At 48.0% G+C, this 18,237-nt stretch carries 11 protein-coding genes; 1 reads left to right on the top strand and 10 read right to left on the bottom strand.

Translation table 11 applies throughout. From position 1 onward, the window contains the following. Positions 1-5: 5 nt before the first annotated feature. The 10 genes from ACXIT9_RS00005 to ACXIT9_RS00050 form a co-directional block, all read right to left on the bottom strand. Positions 6-872, bottom strand: coding sequence for a metallophosphoesterase family protein (locus ACXIT9_RS00005; RefSeq protein WP_458054191.1), 867 nt, complete (start codon positions 870-872; stop codon positions 6-8). Next, positions 826-2,250, bottom strand: a complete 1,425-nt coding sequence (locus ACXIT9_RS00010; protein ID WP_458054192.1) for a sodium:solute symporter family transporter — start codon at positions 2,248-2,250, stop codon at positions 826-828. The genes ACXIT9_RS00005 and ACXIT9_RS00010 overlap by 47 nt, the downstream gene beginning before the upstream one ends. Next, complete coding sequence (locus tag ACXIT9_RS00015) at positions 2,235-3,692, bottom strand: SusD/RagB family nutrient-binding outer membrane lipoprotein (protein ID WP_458054193.1); 1,458 nt, start codon at positions 3,690-3,692, stop codon at positions 2,235-2,237. The genes ACXIT9_RS00010 and ACXIT9_RS00015 overlap by 16 nt, the downstream gene beginning before the upstream one ends. A 12-nt stretch (positions 3,693-3,704) precedes the next feature. Next, the gene (locus ACXIT9_RS00020; RefSeq protein ID WP_458054194.1) at positions 3,705-6,941 is read right to left on the bottom strand and encodes a SusC/RagA family TonB-linked outer membrane protein; all 3,237 of its coding nucleotides are present in this window, start codon (positions 6,939-6,941) and stop codon (positions 3,705-3,707) included. Positions 6,942-7,145: 204 nt separating this feature from the next. Continuing rightward, the gene (locus tag ACXIT9_RS00025) at positions 7,146-8,015 is read right to left on the bottom strand and encodes a sterol desaturase family protein (protein WP_458054195.1); all 870 of its coding nucleotides are present in this window, start codon (positions 8,013-8,015) and stop codon (positions 7,146-7,148) included. A 62-nt stretch (positions 8,016-8,077) separates the two neighbouring features. Then, the gene (locus tag ACXIT9_RS00030; protein ID WP_458054196.1) at positions 8,078-10,792 is read right to left on the bottom strand and encodes a hypothetical protein; all 2,715 of its coding nucleotides are present in this window, start codon (positions 10,790-10,792) and stop codon (positions 8,078-8,080) included. A 344-nt stretch (positions 10,793-11,136) separates the two neighbouring features. Beyond that, positions 11,137-12,750, bottom strand: a complete 1,614-nt coding sequence (locus ACXIT9_RS00035; protein ID WP_458054197.1) for a RagB/SusD family nutrient uptake outer membrane protein — start codon at positions 12,748-12,750, stop codon at positions 11,137-11,139. 11 nt (positions 12,751-12,761) lie between these two features. Further along, entirely contained in the window at positions 12,762-16,013 is a 3,252-nt protein-coding gene (locus ACXIT9_RS00040; protein ID WP_458054198.1) for a SusC/RagA family TonB-linked outer membrane protein, read from the bottom strand. A 28-nt stretch (positions 16,014-16,041) separates the two neighbouring features. Next, the gene (locus ACXIT9_RS00045; protein ID WP_458054199.1) at positions 16,042-17,037 is read right to left on the bottom strand and encodes a FecR family protein; all 996 of its coding nucleotides are present in this window, start codon (positions 17,035-17,037) and stop codon (positions 16,042-16,044) included. A 116-nt stretch (positions 17,038-17,153) separates the two neighbouring features. Further along, positions 17,154-17,666, bottom strand: coding sequence for an RNA polymerase sigma factor (locus ACXIT9_RS00050; protein ID WP_458054200.1), 513 nt, complete (start codon positions 17,664-17,666; stop codon positions 17,154-17,156). A gap of 307 nt (positions 17,667-17,973) precedes the next feature. On the opposite strand from ACXIT9_RS00050, the gene ACXIT9_RS00055 reads away from it, so the two are divergent. Then, on the top strand, positions 17,974-18,228 hold the full coding sequence (locus tag ACXIT9_RS00055; protein WP_458054201.1) for a hypothetical protein: 255 nt from the start codon (positions 17,974-17,976) through the stop codon (positions 18,226-18,228). Positions 18,229-18,237 lie beyond the last annotated feature (9 nt).

The following is an 18,237-nucleotide window of genomic DNA, read 5'->3' on the forward strand; positions in this document are numbered from 1 at the left end:
CGAACTTAACGACTAGAAAAAACCCTGAAAAATCCTTCGGGAAGCGCTAGAGAGCAGCCCTGCTGTCGGGCCTCTGCCTCCGGCAAAATGTCACAGTTGTCCCAAATCCCCGTACTCAAGGTCAGCGCATAGGCTTCCGGCAAACAGGCCGCACGCATAGCTGCCTGCGCCTCCAAATAAGGGTAAGCAAGGCGCTCGAAAGCCACATAAACACCCCCCTTTTGCGCACGAAGGCGCGCAAACCAGGTATGAGTACCACCGTCATTCGCAGGCATGCCGATAACGCCCGGGTTTAACCAAAGACCATTCTCCAGCTCCTCGTAAAAGGGCAGCCCACAGTGCCCGGCAATAACAATATCTGCCTTTAGCAGGTCAAGCAAGGCTGCCTTTTCTGCAGCAGGACTGGAACGAAACAGGAAGGCACTCTGATCGGGGTAGCCCCCATGCAGCAAAACTACCCGCAGCCCCTGCCAGTCCCACCGTAACAGCTGCGGCATGCCTTCCATAAACGCCAGCTGACGTGCCCCAATGCGGCGCTGCACGAAAGGAAACCAATGCTTGCTCAACATATCGCAGGTACTCCCTTCCTCAAAATTGCATCCACAATCTTTCTCCCCAGAAAGCAACTGATCCTCGACATTGCCCCGTATGGCATGCACGCCCCAATCTTCCAATAGCGCATAGCATTCCGCCGGAAAAGCCCCATAGGCCGCCACATCGCCCGTACAAAAACACGCTGAAGGAGCTATCCCAAGCACCTCCGCACGCTCACGAAGCGCACGTAAGGCGGATAAATTACTGTAAACACCGCCAAAAAGCAGTAACTCATCGGGTGCCGCTTGTCGCCAACTTAGTGTTTTTTCGAGGGTCATACGTCAAATAAGATAATGGAACAAAGAGAAGAAAGCCGCCTATAAAGGCAAGGACATTAAAGAAAAGCAATCCCGCATAGGGACCAGTAGTAAAGTACCAACTACTCTCCTCAGGAGCGAAAATAACAGCCAGACCCGCCAAAAAGCCCAAAACCACTGGCAGGTGAAATGCAAGAGGATGCATGGCCCGCTTTCGCGGCAACAAAAACACCGGACCCAGACCTAATACCATCGTGCCACTAATCGTGCTGGCTGAAAGCAAGGAGGGCGAGAAAAGTAGCGGCAAGCTACCCAGCACAGCCGTTACAGCCATCAACTGCCGCCCTTTCGAAATCTGCACCCCTGCCCTTGGAAATAGCCGTAAATCTCGACTCAGCAGCTTGGTGAAAGAAGTAAAGGTCGAATCCAAGGTGGAGGCCGCAGAAGTCAGCATAATCGCATTCACCACCAGCAGCATCCCTATTCCGAAATAACGGGTCACAGCCACCGTAGGACTCACCCCCACCATAGGTAGCCCCCGCGCGAAAACCCCCGTAAAGGAAAAGCAGATAATACAAAGCGCTCCCAAGATGCCGGCCAGCCCAAAAGCCAGCAAAGCCTTCTTCGGACGCACCAAAAAGCCTCTATCCGTCATCACCGGGTCATGAAAACCGTAACTCAGCGCCTGTAAAAGCGCTACCAGCAGCAAGTTTAATCCCGTCGCCCAAGACCATACGCTACCTTCCAGGAAAGAGCGCTCCTGCCGGGCCATCTCTGGAAATAAAAGCCCTAAAATAAAAGCCAAAAGGCCGATGAAGAGAATCATCTGGATGACATCGGTAAAAATACTGCTTTTCATCCCGCCCTTCAGCGTATACCCAAGCGTTAAGGCGGTAAAAACGACTATACTAAGCACATAGGGAGCACTGCCCTGCGGGCCAAAGTGCAAGCCGATTACCATGGCATTGGACCAAATTTCATTCAAAAGGCGCACCGCCAGGAGCAAACTGAACACCACTAAGGCACTACGCCCATAGTGACTGCCTAAAAACTGATGCAAACTCGTAGCACCAAAGCGGGTGCGGAGCCTGTAAAGGATCCCCCCCGTCAATAAAAAACTCAAATAATAGGTCGCATAGGCCAAGCCACCCACCAACCCAAAAGCATATCCCAAGTCGGCAGCATTCATAATGGACTTAGCAAAAAGCCAAGAGATGACCAAGCTGGCCGTCAACGCCCAAAAACCGGTCTCCTGATGCTTTTTAGCGCCTCGAAAGAACTCATAGGCACTCGTGGCCAAAGGGGCATAGTACAGGAGCGCCCCAAAGCCCACCAGCACCATGCCCCACTGTAACCCAAGCACATAAAGGGAACTCTCTACTGCTATCTCTTCGCCCACCAAACGTCTACGTTAAAACTATTGCCCTCCGTGGCCGCTGCAGCCTTCTGGAAATTAGCATTGTTCAGCGCATCCTCGGTAGCCGGATAGGGCATACGACGCGGCATCACCCCATTATTTAAAGAGGCCGCCACCGGAAGTAAAGCCGGAAAGCCTGTGCGACGATGCTCCGTCCAGCCTTCATAGAAATTTACCGGCATAGCCAACCATTTTTGCACCATAATTAATTCGATTTTATCTGCTGCTGTCGCAAAGGACGCAGGACCCTGACTCAAGTAGGTAGCCGGTAAAGGTACCTGCCAGAAGGCAAAAGCTTCCTGCACCGCCGCCTCATACCAGGGCTGCGGATCGCCTGAAAGCAGACCCCGCTGCATGGCCTCAGCCACGAAAAACTTCTGCTCGAAACTCGTCAGAAACTGCCCGCGCATCGCCCCACCTTCCTCACGGAAAATTCGACCGGAAAGACTGAAATCGGCTATCGAGATCGAGAGCTGCGAGGCATCCTGCCCGTTTCGCAATCCACGAAATGCCTGAGGATCGTTAGCCGTAGGCCGGAAATAACGCCCCGCACGTGGATCTTCGAAGCGATTTAAGATGCCTTCCATCGTTTCTGACATCAAAAATAAATTAAAATCCCCTACACGAGCCGTCACCAATCGAAAATTATTCGGCTGCCCAGCGGTGAAGTTGAAAAAAGCATCGTCCTCTGGAGCTAAAATCAATTCACCAGCAGCCCACATCGCCTGCAGCTCAGCACGAACATCGACGGCCCCTGAAATACGCATCAAGAGCTTGAAGCGTAAACTATTTGCGAAGCGCTCCCACTTTTTTAAATCTCCACGAAATAAAATATCGCCAGCCAATCCCTGTGGTGCCCCCGCAGCGGCTTGCAACTTTTCCACCGCTTCCCGCAGCGTAGCGATAAGCCCATTCTCACCCAAGTAAATATCCTCCTGTGCATCGTAACGCGGCTGGGTAATCCCTCCCGTACGCCCTTGAAGCGCCTCACTATAAGGAATATCGCCGTATAAGTCGGTGAGCTGGGCGAACATTAACGCACGAAGCACCAGCGCCGGACCCTCATAGACTTGAAAAACAGGGTTTTCACGTGATAAAGCCAATAAGTTTTCATTATCCCGAAGATTTTCAAAGAGAAAAGGCCAAGGATTCCCCCCGTTTTGCGGCTGCGTCAAACTATGCCGATCGAAGAGGTTAAAGTCCACAGCCATAAAGTACTGACCAAGGAGATTCCCCGCCACAAACCCCTCATGAGATGCATTTTCGATGTAATCAAATAACACCTGACGCAGTAAAAACTCCGGCTGCACACTCACCGGTACCGTAGGATTTGTGTTGATCTCCGTAAAATTTTGATCACAGCCCCCTAAGCTTAACACGATTAAAAGGCAGGCTGTCTGAATACGTATATAAATGGCTTTCATGTCTTTTCGGAATTAAAAGTTAACCTGTAAACGAACTCCCATACTTCGCGGCGTCGGATAGGCCATGTCTTCCACACCCCCTTGGACGCTCTGACGCTGAAAGGATACCTGCTCCGGATCAAAATGAGGAATACGACTCCACATCCACAAATTCCGACCGATCAGTGCGACCTGCGCCGACTTAGCCCGCTTCTTTAAAAAGTCAGCAGGTATGTCATAGCCGATCGACAGCTCGCGCAGGCGAAGAAAGTCTGCGCTGAAGGTATTGTTTTCCTCATTATTTCGGTCATAGAACTGACGGAAAAAGGTCTCCGCAGGAATTGGAGTGGTGTTCGGCACAAAGTTCGGACTCTCCGCAGTCCCAATATTCACCACACCCGGCACGATAATCCCTTCTTCCGGCCGGTTCACCGTTTCGATCAACTGCCCCCCAGCACCCGCGAAAGCTGTTGTTCTGGAAACCACCTGCCCCCCGATGCGCCAGTCCAGTAATGCCGACAAGCTAAAATTCTTATACGTAACGGAGTTCGCGATACCGATCATAAAGTCTGGATTATAATTACCCAGCAGCCGCAGGTTGTTGTCATTAATAAACTCACCCCGCTCATTGACGATAAACTGCCCCTGCTCATCACGTAAGTATCCAGTTCCCCACATATCTCCCAGACGACCACCCTCGGACACAATGTACCAAACCGTCTGATTCACATTATCATACACGCGATTAAAATCCAGCACAAAAGAACCCCCAGGCAATGATTCCACACGATTCGTAAACTGAGTGAAATTTAAATTAATGTTCCAAAATAGATTTTTACTGCGAATAGGCTTGTAATCTAACATGACCTCATACCCGAAAGTCCGTACTGCACCCCCGTTGATGTTCCGGAAATCAAAGCCTGAACTATTGGCGATCGGCTGAGAGATGATTTGATCCCGTGTCAGCATATTGAAATAAGTGAAGTCAATCCCAATTTTATTCCGTAACAAGCGCAAATCCGTCCCAAACTCCCAGCTGGATATCCGCTCAGGGCGCAAGTTGGCATTAGGGATTACCTGCTGCTCGCTGAAGGTAGGATTACCCGCCACAGGAACGCGCGGCTGAAAAGTACCTATCGTCTGGAAAGGACCCGTATCATTCCCCACTTCTGCATAGCTAGCACGCACCTTCATGAAGTTAATCGCCTCCGGAAGCTGGAAAAAATTACTCGGAATAAAAGCCGTAGACACCGACGGATAGAAAAAGCCCGTGGGGTTCGTGCCATCAGCATTCGCCAAGGCCGAAGACCAGTCATTTCTTCCCGTAATGTCCACGAAAAGATAATCCTTGAAGCCTATTTTAGCGAAGCCATAAAGGGAATTTATCCGCTTTCTACCGAAGTCTTGAAAATACTGTATCGGGCTGGCGGCGTTCGCCAAAGTAAAAATCCCTGGCTGTGCCAGCTGTAACGTCTGGGCTTGCGTCATCTCTGCAAGCTGATCCATCCGGTTTGCACCCCCTGAGATCGCGATGTCCCAGTTGCCAAACGTGTTTTTATAATTCACTAAAAGATCACTATTGGTCTCCTGATAAAAGAAGGTTTGCTCCGCAAAAGCCCCCAACGGAAAACGATTCGAACTAAAAGCACGACGGAAGGCACGCTCCTCATTTTGACGCTCGCCACCCGAACGCGCCAAGAAAGACCAGTTGTCATTTAACTCATAGCTCACCGCCACATTTCCGATCACACGAAAACGGTCGAAGCTATTTCTATTCTCCAAAAGCGTGAAGAAAGGATTGTCGAAGAACGTATAGTTATACGAAAACTGCTGAATGCCTTCTAAACCGGGCTGCCAAAAATCCCTTAAGGAGTTGATGTTCGTCTGCCGGCCCATCCAGCCGACCATAGCATAGTTAATATTCTCCGACCCGTACTTGGTAGCAGGGCGATTATCACTCCCCGTCGTCAATGCATTAAAGTTCCCCACTACTTTCAGCTTTTCGATGGGCTGAAAAGTGAAATTTCCATTCACCGAGCGGCGGCGCAAGTTTACCCCTGGAATAAACGAGTCACTGTTTAGATCCGTAAAGGACAGCCGCGAGCTAAAGTTGTCCGTTCCAGCTGTCAGCGCTACATTATGTATGGTCGTGGTACCCAGCTCGAAAAAATCACGCACATTATTCGGCTGCGAAACGAAAGGTGTCGGTGTGATCGGAAGACCACCATGCACGCGGGTATCACCCCCGCGAACCACAGTACCATCCGGTAACGTCACCGGACTATCAAACTGCGGGATGAGCAAGCCTGCATCCAGTCGCGGCCCCCAGCTGAAGGTGATGTTATCGTTTACACCGCCACCGAGCCCATCGCGAAATGCGAACTGCCCGGAATTGCCTTGGCCAAATTCATTTTGGAACTGCGGCAGCCGAAAGGGGCGGTCGAAAAATAAGCTCGTATTCATACTCACACCTATGCCTTTTTGGCCCTCCCCTTTTTTCGACGTCAGCAGAATCACCCCATTAGCCGCTCGAGCCCCGTAAAGCGCCGCCGCAGAAGGCCCCTTTAAGATGGTCACACTTTCGATATCGTCAGGATTGATATCCATCGCGCCATTTCCGAAATCCACCTCCATAAACCCATTCGCCGTATCATCGGTAATATTAACTAGGGTAGCATTATTAATCGGCATCCCATCCAGCACGAAGAGCGGATTGTTATTCGTAAAAGACGATTCCCCACGAATGCTGATACGCGAAGTAGAGCCCACTCCTGTGGAGCCCTGCGTCACCGTAACACCCGCCACACGACCAGCCAAATTATCCACTACATTCACCGACTTTACCTCACTCAGCTCACTGCCACGCACCTGCTGCAAGGAATAGCCGAGGTTCTGGTACTGCCGCTCGATCCCTAAGGCAGTCACCACCACCTCAGATAAGCTTTCACCCGGACTGAGGAGAACCTCATAGTTGAACTGCTGCGGAAACAGGGTCACCTGCTTATTTTCATAGCCCACATAAGAAAAATTTAACTGGCCCAGACTTTCAGGCACCTGCAAAATAAAAAAGCCTTCCAGGTCCGTGGTACCACCCACCGCCTGGCCCTCGACGAGATAAAACACATTTACCCCGATAAGAGGAATCCGCTCTTCCGCATCAAGCACTTGCCCTTGGATCTCACGTAGCTGCTGCGCAAAAGATGGGACTAGGATTCCACCGAAAAACACCAGTAGAAAACCGAAAAAAAACAGCGTAGAAGTTTTTTTCATATAGAAGATTTCGAAGAAATTTTGGGGAAAGATACGGAGAAAATACACGCATGGATCCTATGAGAGAAAACATATCTACTGATGTACCTATTTTTCTTCGCCCTATTTGGCGCTCCGCGCAAAGAAAAAAGAGCGAAAAGCCCGCACACTTCCCGCTCATTTGATTCCCTTTAGCCGTAACAACATCCTAATAAGGGGATAATTTCAGCTCAACCCCGATTTTTCTTCCGTACGACCAGGCACAAGCTCTGCCCGATGCGGCGGCTTTCGATAAGGCTGGAAAGGCAGCTTTAAAATCGTCCAAATGTCATCACTTTCCCTTGGATCTGGGTGTGTGTCGAGCCCATACCGCAGGGTTCGGTTATCCACCGCCCTGTAAGTCCCAAAAAGCCGGTCCCAAAAAGAAAAAATATTACCGTAGTTGCAGTCTGTCAGCGGCTGCTGCTCGTGATGGTGCACACGGTGAATGCCTGGAGTGCAAAATACCCAGCCCAGGGCGCGGTCCACCGCCAGCGGTAACGCTACATTCGAATGATTAAACTGCGTCAGCACCACGCTGAGCGACTGATACATCATCACCATCCAAATAGGTGCCCCTACTATCAAAACAGCAAACAGGGTGAACACAAAGCGCAGCACCGACTCCCCGGGATGATGGCGATTAGCAGAGGTGGTATCCACATGCCGATCTGTGTGATGCACCAGATGAAACTGCCACATCCACTTGACCTGATGCTCCAGCCAATGAATAAAATAAGCACCGATTAAATCCATCAACAGAATCCCCAGTAACACAAAGGCCCACAGCGGTAGCTCCACCAGGTAGAGCAAACCAAACTCCTCAGCCACCACCCAGTCCGCCGCCTTTACCAAAAGAAAGGCCAGGGGTAAATTGACCAGCACCGTCGTCAGCGTCAAAAAAAGATTCGTACGCGCATGCTTCCACTTGGTATACGAAAAAGTAAACAGTGGAATCAGGTACTCCAGTACCCAAAATAAGGTCAAGCCACCGACTAATAAAAGCGTCCGGTGGCTTGAAGGAATCGTTTCGAAATAACTAATGATATTTTCCATGGATTTCCTCGTCAATCGTCCTTTAAGTTAAAGCATTTTACGAAAAACCCCAAATGTCACACTTAGTCACCCCCCAGCCTCAGCACTTTACGCGTAATGCGGCCGACCTCATCCATGCCTTCCACCACCACGAAATGCTTGGGTGCTTCATCGCTGTTAAAGTAATCCAAGTAAGCGGTTTCGCCAGGGACTAGCTCCACCTCGGGCGCCCAGAAAAGTGTCACCCGCTTATCGTTTAAGAAGTTTTTTTTCTCCTCCTCATCGTATGCCGGTACATAAAATTCGCGCGGAATGGCGAAGCCCCCTTGTCGGGTGAGCAGCGTCCCGGGGGAATTGGCCTGCGCTCGCTCAGCACCTGTCTTCATGTAAATCGCGATCGCTCCATTTGCTCCCTGAGAGCCGAAAATCGCCGCCCTCGCAGGATCCTTAAACACATCGATAAACGAAACATCGCGCGGATTAATCGTCAGTACCGTCTCGATGTCCACGGGCTGATTATCGATAAGAAACAGCGGATCCGTACCGCCCTGCACAGAGCCCACACCTCTGATCTGCACCGAAGCCCCTAACGTAGTGGCCACGATGCGCACCCCGGCCACACGCCCCTGCAGCATCTGCAACACGTTCACAAAGCCCTCCGCACCAGGGATATCGTCTGTCCGTACGGTCACATCACCATCTCCATAAATCTTCCGCTGCCGTTCGTCCTCGGCCTGAATCGTCTCCGCCTGAATGGTCACCGCCTCCAAGTCGATGAGCCGCTCCTCGTCCAGCATGGTATTCATGAGGCGACGCGCATTAAAAGTGGCCAGCAGCGCTGCTGGAATTTGGCCCGGGGCCAAAACCTCCGGATCTAGCGCAGTGAAGTAGCTCTCCGGAACCTCTAAAACGATTTTCACAAACTCCCCCTTACGCTCGTCCTTCGCCGACAGCACCACCGTCGTCGTATCGAAATAGTCCATCTCTACGAAAATAAAGCGCCCATCCTCTCCGAAGCTCGTCTGGATGATGCCCTCCCCATCGTCGTAAATCGCGCTTATGGAACCCCCGCGCAAGCCCCGCCGAGAACTTTCCAACTCCTCCACGCGTCCTTCGATGTTAATGCCGCGCTCGATCAGGCGCTTTACCTCCGGAAACTCCATTTCCTGCACCTGCTGCCAGTTGATCTTCCGCCAGCCCTGTGTACGCATCAGCAAGTCGCGTGCACGCAAGGTCTCTTCAGACTTATCCTTAAAATAGTAGGCCGCATGATGGATTTTTCCCTTCAGATCTCCCGCTAAAAAGAGGGACGTGTATATGTTTTCAGGCATAGAGGTGGGGTCCTCCGACTGCGCCGCATCCAAGACCGCTACGGAAACTTTGGCCGGCAGGCCTTCCTCCTCTTCTGCGAACTGAAGCGCTAAGCGCTGCGCTGCACGGGGTCCCTTCCCAGAAGATTCATCTCGAACAGTCACCTCGAAAACGGCTTCCTCCTCCTCATGGAAATATTGGCGCTCTAAAAGAGGTTTGCCAGCACGTGTCACCACTGTGAGCGTGTTCACCCCAGGAAAAAGCGTATTTTTCGGGATGCGTGAGCCCCAGATGCCATTCGTCAGCACCCCCGGCACCATAAAAGAAATTAGATTTTCACTTTGGTTAATCAGTACCAGGTCCTCCTCCACATTGCCCTGAATAAAAACCGTCACATAGTTCAGGTCTGGCCTGTCCACCAGCTGAAGTACAAGCCCTTTTTCCTGAATTTCAGGCAGTGTTAGCGGAAAGCGGGCCTCAGAACTGGGGTCCTTAGCCTCTATCGTGAGCGCAGCATCACGGGCCACCTGCAGACTAAACTCACCCATACCCGAGAAAACGGTAGGCACCTCTGTGAGTTCCTCCCCCTGCTGCACCCGCAGGAGCACCTCGGCAGGACTGCCATCCGGATATTGCGCGCGAAATGCCACTGTCTGCTTAAAGCCGTCCACCAGATGGCCCCCTTCAGGTAAAAGCTGCACATCCACCTGGTGAAACGAGTAGGGAATAGCGAAGCGCTTGCTCACCTCATAGGACTCGTTTTCGACAAAATAAAATTCGATATACTGCTTCTTGAATGGCTGCTTTTCCCAGCTAAACTGAAACTGCGCCTCCCCCTGGCTATTTAGCTGCAGCTCACTTTCCCGGACCTGCTCGCCTTCGGCAAAAAGCGCGTAGCGCAAAGCGGCATTCGCCAGTGGCTGCCCGCCTTTATTCCCGGCCTGAAGGAGAATTTCATAGGTCAACTTGTCCTCTCCTTCCACCACATCGAGCACCTCGAAAAGAGGGTAAAAACTGTCGTTCTCCGCATCTACTACCTGGATGCCGGCAGAAAAAAAATGATCATCACCGAAATTTTCCATCCAAGCGGTGTAGGCCTTGACGCGGTACAGGCCTTCAGCTGCGAAATTAGGCAGGGTAAGCGCACCATGTCCATGACCACCTTGGAGTTGAATCTTCTGTTCCTCCACCTTTTGTCCATCACCATCGAAGAGCACCACATACAGCACTTGGCTAAGTGGGGATGGAAGACGTCGGCTGCCGGCCGTCAGATAGGCCTTAAACCAGACCGTTTCCCCGGGTGTCACGGTGCGCTTATCCAGATGCAGATGCACTCGCTCGCGCGGATTATTGGCTTCCAGCTCCTGAAAATAACTTAAAATAGCCTGCAAATAGGGATCCTCACTAGCCTTTTGGGCGAATAGAGGCGCTTGGGTAACGAAAAACACCAGCAGCATGAAAAGTAAGGAAAAACGCAAGGTACGCATACGAAATCAGCTAAAACATTAATTATTTAAAATATTTTCTACACATAAGTCAAAACCAAAATAAACACTTCTCCTGTTAGAAAACAAATGCCAACGCCTAAAAACTAGGGGAAGCAACGAAATTTTAATAGATTTTAAGAAATTTGAGCGCACCGAAAACTGACCTTAGCTTCTTCTTTATTTTTACGCATCCGCAAAAAGCTAGGCATACCTCCCTCAGGCAGCAGCTACCGCCCCACCCGCGAGGAATGTGAGGCCTTCCGTTGGGCATTTATAAAAAACGCAAAGACTCATCAGGAGCCTTTGCGCGAAAAAATATAGATCGAAGACCTTGTTTTTTTATCTTAGTAACCAGGGTTTTGAGGAAAATGATTACTTGTTCGGTCTATTTGAGACTGAGGGATAGGTCTTAGTACATGATGTTCTCGTATGAGGCTCGCGGCATTTGGATTATACTTTCGCACTCGTTCTAAAAGCTTACCCGTTCGTTTTAAGTCTGGCCATCTGTGCAATTCCCCTGCGAGCTCCCTACCTCTTTCGTCTAATATGGCATCGATATCTAACTCTTCCTCTTTTAGTAATGGAATGCTCGTTCCGGGTATTTCTGCTCGTTTTCTTACTACGTTGAAATAATTAAGCGCCTCAGCTCGCTTACCTTGGAACATTAAGGCTTCAGCTGCGATTAGGTAAGTTTCTGCTAGTCGCATATACATATAATCTCTTCCATTGTTTCGAAGTCTCGGATAGCGATGCTTCTGAATAGTAGGTGAGAAAACATCATTTCTATCTTGGATTCGAATCAAACGGTATGGAAGAGCAGCTACTTGGTCATCAGATAACTCCTGCATAAACGGATCATTAGTAAACCAAGCTGCAGTATCTCCTAAGGCTCTTCCTGCTGGGATATTTGGGGCGTCATTGTAAGGCCAAACCTCTTTAAATGTTTCCTTGTAACGTGCGTCATTTCGAATATGGAGTCCTTCCTTTCGGTAATCATTTCCAAATAGAGTTGTTAGGGCATAGTCTGTAGGCCAAAAGCGGGCGATACCCACATGATAAGTATCATCTCCAATCAAACCCGGCAGCAACCACTGACGTGGACTAAAGAAACGCTGAAGCTCATTACCTGGATTGTTTACTTCTGGGTTATCTCCCCATTGTACAGACCATATCACCTCTTCATGTCGCTGGTTAAAGGGGTCAAAAACATCTGCATAATTATCTAACAAGCGATAGGGGCCATTTTCGATCACATCGATCGCATGTGTAGCTGCCTGATCGAAATCTCCTTTTGTGAGGTAAACTTTAGCCAAATGATTAATTGCAGCATAGCGTGTAGGCCTACCAAACTGAGTCTGTTGCACGGGAAGGTGTTCACTTGCGTCTATCAAATCTGCAAGAATAGCAGCATATATTTCTTCTTCCGGCATTCTATAGGCCTCTAATTCTACTTCTTTCGTTTCTTCCAAAGTGAGGTGAATAGCACCAAAATGTTGCACCAATACGAAGTAATAGTGTGCACGAAGAAACTTCGCTTCAGCTATGTAACGTTCCCTTATAGATTGTTCGAGACCTGAAACGTTCGGAGCACGACTTATGACCGTATTTGCGTAATTAATTCCTTGATAAAAATGCTCCCAGACTAATATCCCTCCTGAGGGCTCCAAGCGAGTAGAAGCGTTTAAACCTGGCCCGTAGGAATCCCACCAAGAATTGTAGCTCTGGCCTTCTTGAAAAAGATCGGTACCATAGAGGTTCATGAGCATACCCGGTTCCCTTCCATAAAACCAACGCAAAGGCTGGTAAGCACCTATAAGTGCTTCATTTATGCCTTCTGGGGTAGAAAATTGTACGTCTGCGACGGTATCTGTAATCATATTTTCACTTAGATCGGCACAACTTTGTGCCAGCAGTGCCATAAAGGCTCCCATATAAATTAGATAGAAATGCTTTTTCATTTTTAATGCGGTCAAAAGGTAATGTCTAAACCAAGTAAAAAGGTGCGATAATTCGGCATATCGTGATTTCGGGCACCCTCAGGATCTAAGCCCGGGAATTCCGTGAATGTAAACGGATTCTGTACGCCACCATAAATGCGCGCACGTGTGATTCCGAGCCGGTTAGTAAAAGTATCCGCTAGAGAATATCCAAATGTTATGTTACGTACGCGGATAAAACTAGCATCGAAATAACCCATCGGGGTGGAGTAATCATGTCCACGTACACGAGGTCGTGGGAAGTCATTACTCGGGTTTTCGGGTGTCCAGTACTGAATATTTCTAGAGTTTAAGTTATAGCCCCGTCTAAGATTAATCATACCTCCTAATGAGGTTCCGCCTGCCTCAGAAAAAATTGTTATGCCTTGGGTAGTAAATACAAAGAACGATAAATCAAAATTGCGATAGCTAAAGCGATTATTAATACTTCCAGTCCAGGAAGGAACATCAGAGCCTAAAATTCTTCGATCATTGGCATCAATACGGCCATCGCCATTTATATCTCTTAGACGTATATCACCTGGGACGTGGCCGTAGGTTGCGGCAATATCACGCTCGCTTTCCTGCCAGATTCCTTCAAATTCCCAGTCGAAATAAACATTAATTGGATACCCAATAAACCACCTATTACCCGGATCATCTTCTTTACCACCGTACAAGGAAACTATTTTATTACGATTGGCATGAAATACTACATCTGTCGTCCAACGGAAAGCTCCTGGACGATTAGCCTCAATAGCAACAAACGATACATTAAACTCGAATCCTCTATTTTGTGTGGCTCCAACATTTTCTAATACACGCGCAAAACCAGAGGTGGGAGGAAGCTGCCTGTTCATGAGAAGATCTAAGGTATTTTGTTGATATATCCCTACTGTGCCAGCTAACCGACCACGTAAAAGTGAAAAATCTACTCCTACGTCCACTTGTCGTGTTCGTTCCCATCGCAAAGCACTGTTCGCTAACTCCAAACTTTGAAACCCAAATACTGCATCGTCACCGAAAGCATAGCCCACACGCTGAACACGGCCTTGTGTTTGGTAAGGATTGATTCCTGTATTGCCCACCTCGCCGTAGCTGACGCGAAACTTTAGCTCATCAAAAGTCGATTGTCGTTGCATAAATCCTTCTTGATCCAAGAGCCAAGCAAAAGCTGCTGATGGGAATAAGCCATATTTATTTCCTTCGGCCAATCTACTGGATCCATCCACCCGACCCGTGAGGGTGAATAAGTACTTATCTGAAAGGCTATAGTTTAAGCGCAACATGTAGGACTCCAAGGCCCATTCTGTTAAAAAGGAACTCCTGCCTGTCGTTTCTTCTGCCGTGCCTAAATTGTGATAGCGCTGCTGTTCGAATGGTAATCCGCGGACCGAAAGCCCCATCCCTTCTCCTGTAAAAGTCTGTACACTATACAGTGCTGTCGCACGCAGCTTGTGTATGTTTTTCCACTCCACTTGATAGTTAATCAAGTTTTCATAGAGTAAGTTTTGGGCTCTTGAGCTATTGACTGCCGCTGTAGACGTTTGCCAAGTATGTGTTCCTCTCTCACTAAAAGTTAAATCAGGCGCAAAATTAAATCGGTATGTTAAGCCTTTTGCTACATTCACTTCCGTGTATAAATTTGCAATAATTCGCGTTCTGTCACGCTTATCAATAAACAAATCTCGGTCTAGCGCTAGCGTAGGAAAACTTTCACCTACGGCAAACTCACTCCTGAGGGCCTCTTGAGCACGTCCCGGGTAGTCTAACGGACTTCTTAGAATCAAGTCCCTAAAATTGCCGCCACGATATTCGGTACTCGTCGTCACTTGAGCAGAAATGCCCGCTTGCAAAAATGAAGATACCTTTTGATCTAAATTGACTCTCCCCACAAATCTCGAAAAATCATTATTTGCTACGATTGCCTTATGGTTCAAATACGTTCCAGAAATTGCATAGCGTGTGTCTTCCGTCCCACCCCGAACGCTTAATTGATGATTTTGCTGAAATCCTGTTTGAAATGCCTCCTGCTGCCAGTCCGTATCTACTCCGCTGCGAATCGCATCCATTTCCCAGTCTAAAAAAAGGGCTTCATCCGTTGTATAAGTCCCTTGATGCCGTGCTGCTTCTCGATTCATTTCGATGTACTGTGCTGCATCCATAAGGTCGACACGATTCGCCATTTTTTGAATACCTGCAAAAGTGCTATATTCAATCTGAGTTCCTCCTGCGTACCCTCTACGTGTAGTGATTAAAATAACTCCATTGGAACCTCGAGACCCATAAATTGCAGTAGCCGAGGCATCCTTTAAAATTTCAATGGACGCAATATCAGAAGGATTGATATCCATTAAATTACCTTCAATGGGGATACCATCCATGACAATTAATGGATCATTTCCAGCCACTAAAGATCGTGCACCGCGGATTCGAACCGTAGAACCTGCTCCAGGTCGATAACTGTCCGCTACCACATCTACACCTGCCGCGCGACCTTGTAAAACTTGTTCAAAAGAATAAATAGGTTCAGCCACGATATCTTTCCTTCCAATAGAAGAAATAGAGCCCGTTAACTCTCTTTTTTCTACCTCTCCATAACCTACTACTACAAACTCTTCCAGAGAATTCTCATCTAAATGCATCGTAATGGCAAGCTCCGTCCTATTCCCAACTTCGATACGTTCCGTCCTAAAGCCGATAAAAGAAATCTGTAAAATATCCCCGGGAACTGCTTCTATAGAGAAATATCCATCCACGTCGGTGACCGTACCTCGGGTAGACCCTTGTATTAAAATGGAAGCACCAGGAACAGGCTCACCCTCAACATCAAGTATTCGACCTACTATGGTTGGAAAATCGACTACCGCTGGGACCTTAAGGCTGTACTTTCGTTTACTAATGGCAATTACTTCACCAACCTGTAAAAAATGAAGCCCGACATTTTCGCTTAGCTCACTTAAGAGTTGCTCCATATTTTTGCTCCCCTCGGAGATCATGATCGGCTGTTGAGCGATCACTGGATCTGCATAGGTAAAGCGAAATACGGTCTGGGAAGAAACTTCATCCATAAGAGCAGATAAATTTTGTGCCCGCTCACTGATGTAGACTTGTACAGATTTTAATTCTTGTGCATCTGCACGGGAAGCCATTACTAAGCCTACCCCAAAATAAAAGAGTAAAGCTTGAAGGCATAAGAGACTCGTAATCCTCATAAGTAACGGGATTAGTACATTTTTTTTCATAGTTTTGCTGAGTTAGCTTGTTGATAAGTTAATTTTCCGGCTGTGGCACTATGGCAGTAGTGCCGCAGCTTATTTTTTCTGCATGTATTTCTAATATTTGTTTAGTTAAAGTAAATTCTAATCCGGTAGTATGTGCTAGTAGAGTGAGAATTTGCTGCAGGACGAGCTGATCAAATTCTCCCGTTACCAGACAAGACTCCCCACCACCATTCCAAATGATGGCCTCTAGCTCAAAAAAATCACCCAGTGAGCGAATCACTTCATGTAGCGCTGTCTCTCGAAAGACTAAGCGCTCCTGTGTCCAAGGAAGCACCAGTGCAGCATCAACCTCCTGAACCTCGCCTAAGCCAGCCAAACGATTTAAGGATAGCCGTTGATTTGATGCCAAACGCTCAGAGTAACCAGATTCACCTTGAACCTCCACACTTCCACTTAGTACAGTGACATGTCCTTTGGATACATTCTCTTTAAGTGAAATAGCAAAGGAAGTTCCTAAAACACGAACTATTGCCCCATCCACAATCACTTGAAAAGGAGGGTATTCGTCATTTCTTTTGACTTGAAAAAAAGCTTCCCCATCCAAATAAACAGTTCTATCTGCTGCAAGTACCTGAGGAAACCGAAGGGTAGCGCCACCCCTAAGAAGCACCTCCGTACCGTCTGAGAGCATAACTTTCCTCCTTTCCCCTTTAGCTGCTTTAACCTCATGGTAGGTGCTGGGTAACGTTGCTACATTTTCCGAATCACTCATCATAGGAAGAAGCCATATCGTTAATCCAAGCAGAATCAGACAGCAGGCTACCAGTAAGGCAGACCTATACTGGCCCCAGAGAGGTTCAGGCCGTATCGCTAACCGTCGCTGTACCGCTTGAAGTGCACGGTCACTGTCGATTTTAACTACGTCTGCTCCCTCGCTGGACCGAACATCTAAAGAAGTGTACCACTTAAAAAGTGTATCTGTATCCTGTTCACTAGCTTGTCCACATAAAAATCGCCAGAGGACCTGGCTTATATTCTTAGGCATATATATCTGGTCTATACCCTTGAAGTGCCAAAATTTGGATTTGCTTACCGCAAAAAGTGATTACCAAATCATGAACATAATGAAATATAGATCATAAAAACTTCATATGCAGTGTGCTAAAAAAACAAGTGATGCTGCCGCTCCAACTCTTCTCTCAGTTTCTTTACCACCTTATTCATACGATTATGAACCGTCTGGGAAGAAAGCCCTAACTCAAAAGCTATTTCGGAAATCTGAACACCTAGTAACTTATTTGCCTCAAAAATATAGCGATCCCTGTCAGAAAACTTGGCTAAGGCTAAAAGCAACTGTTCATAGAGCTCTTCAAAACTCAGAAACTCCTCTGTATTTCTACTCACGGGCTCTTCAAGGGTAGAAAAAACGCCTTCTGACTTATTTTTGGCATAATAACGAAATACTTTATAGGTTACCGAAGCATATAGGTAGGGCTTGATCTCTTTTGGCTGGCTTAAAGTTTGACGATTTTTCCACATCTGACAAAAAACATCTTGAACCACATCTTCAGCAAGTTCAAGCTGGCCTGTTTTTCTTTGCGCATAATGCACAAGTTCAGCATAGTGAGTTAAAAAAAGATGATTAAAGGTTTTAGAGGTTAAGAAACTAGGCATAGTGCTGGGGGTAATTCATAAAAACTTTTCTTCGGCTTACTAAAGCTAAGAAGCACTATCCCGATCACCATAAAAATTAGATTATCAAACTATGAAGTAAAAAATGGCAATTCTTTTTTAAACATCGGTCTGAGCAATTTCCATCATTAAAAGATCCTTTGCCTCCCTCAGGCAGCAGCTACCGCCCCAACCGCGAGGAATGTGAGGCCTTCCGTTGGGCACATCAGCACTCCATACCCTTGTCTTCTAAAAAATAGCATGTAATTTCGCCTCATAAAGGGCCTGCCGGCCAAAAAAATAACTTCTTATGCTCTTCCAAAGCCCCGACTACCCCGCTCCCCTCTCCGAAACACGCTTCCACCGCTGGCTAGAAGCCGGACGCGCTTCGAAAATGCCCTACGCCTATATGGCCATCCTCTGGGATGAGCTGGAAGGAGCCTACCAAGTGCTTTACCTAGAAGAAAGGCAACAAGTGCTGGCACTCCCGCGCTTTAAACAAAGCCCCGAGCGCCAGACACTTATAGCTGCCTACGACCTCTACACAGAAGGCAAAATCGCCTGATAGGAGCCG

Source organism: Nitritalea sp. (genome assembly GCF_054166705.1).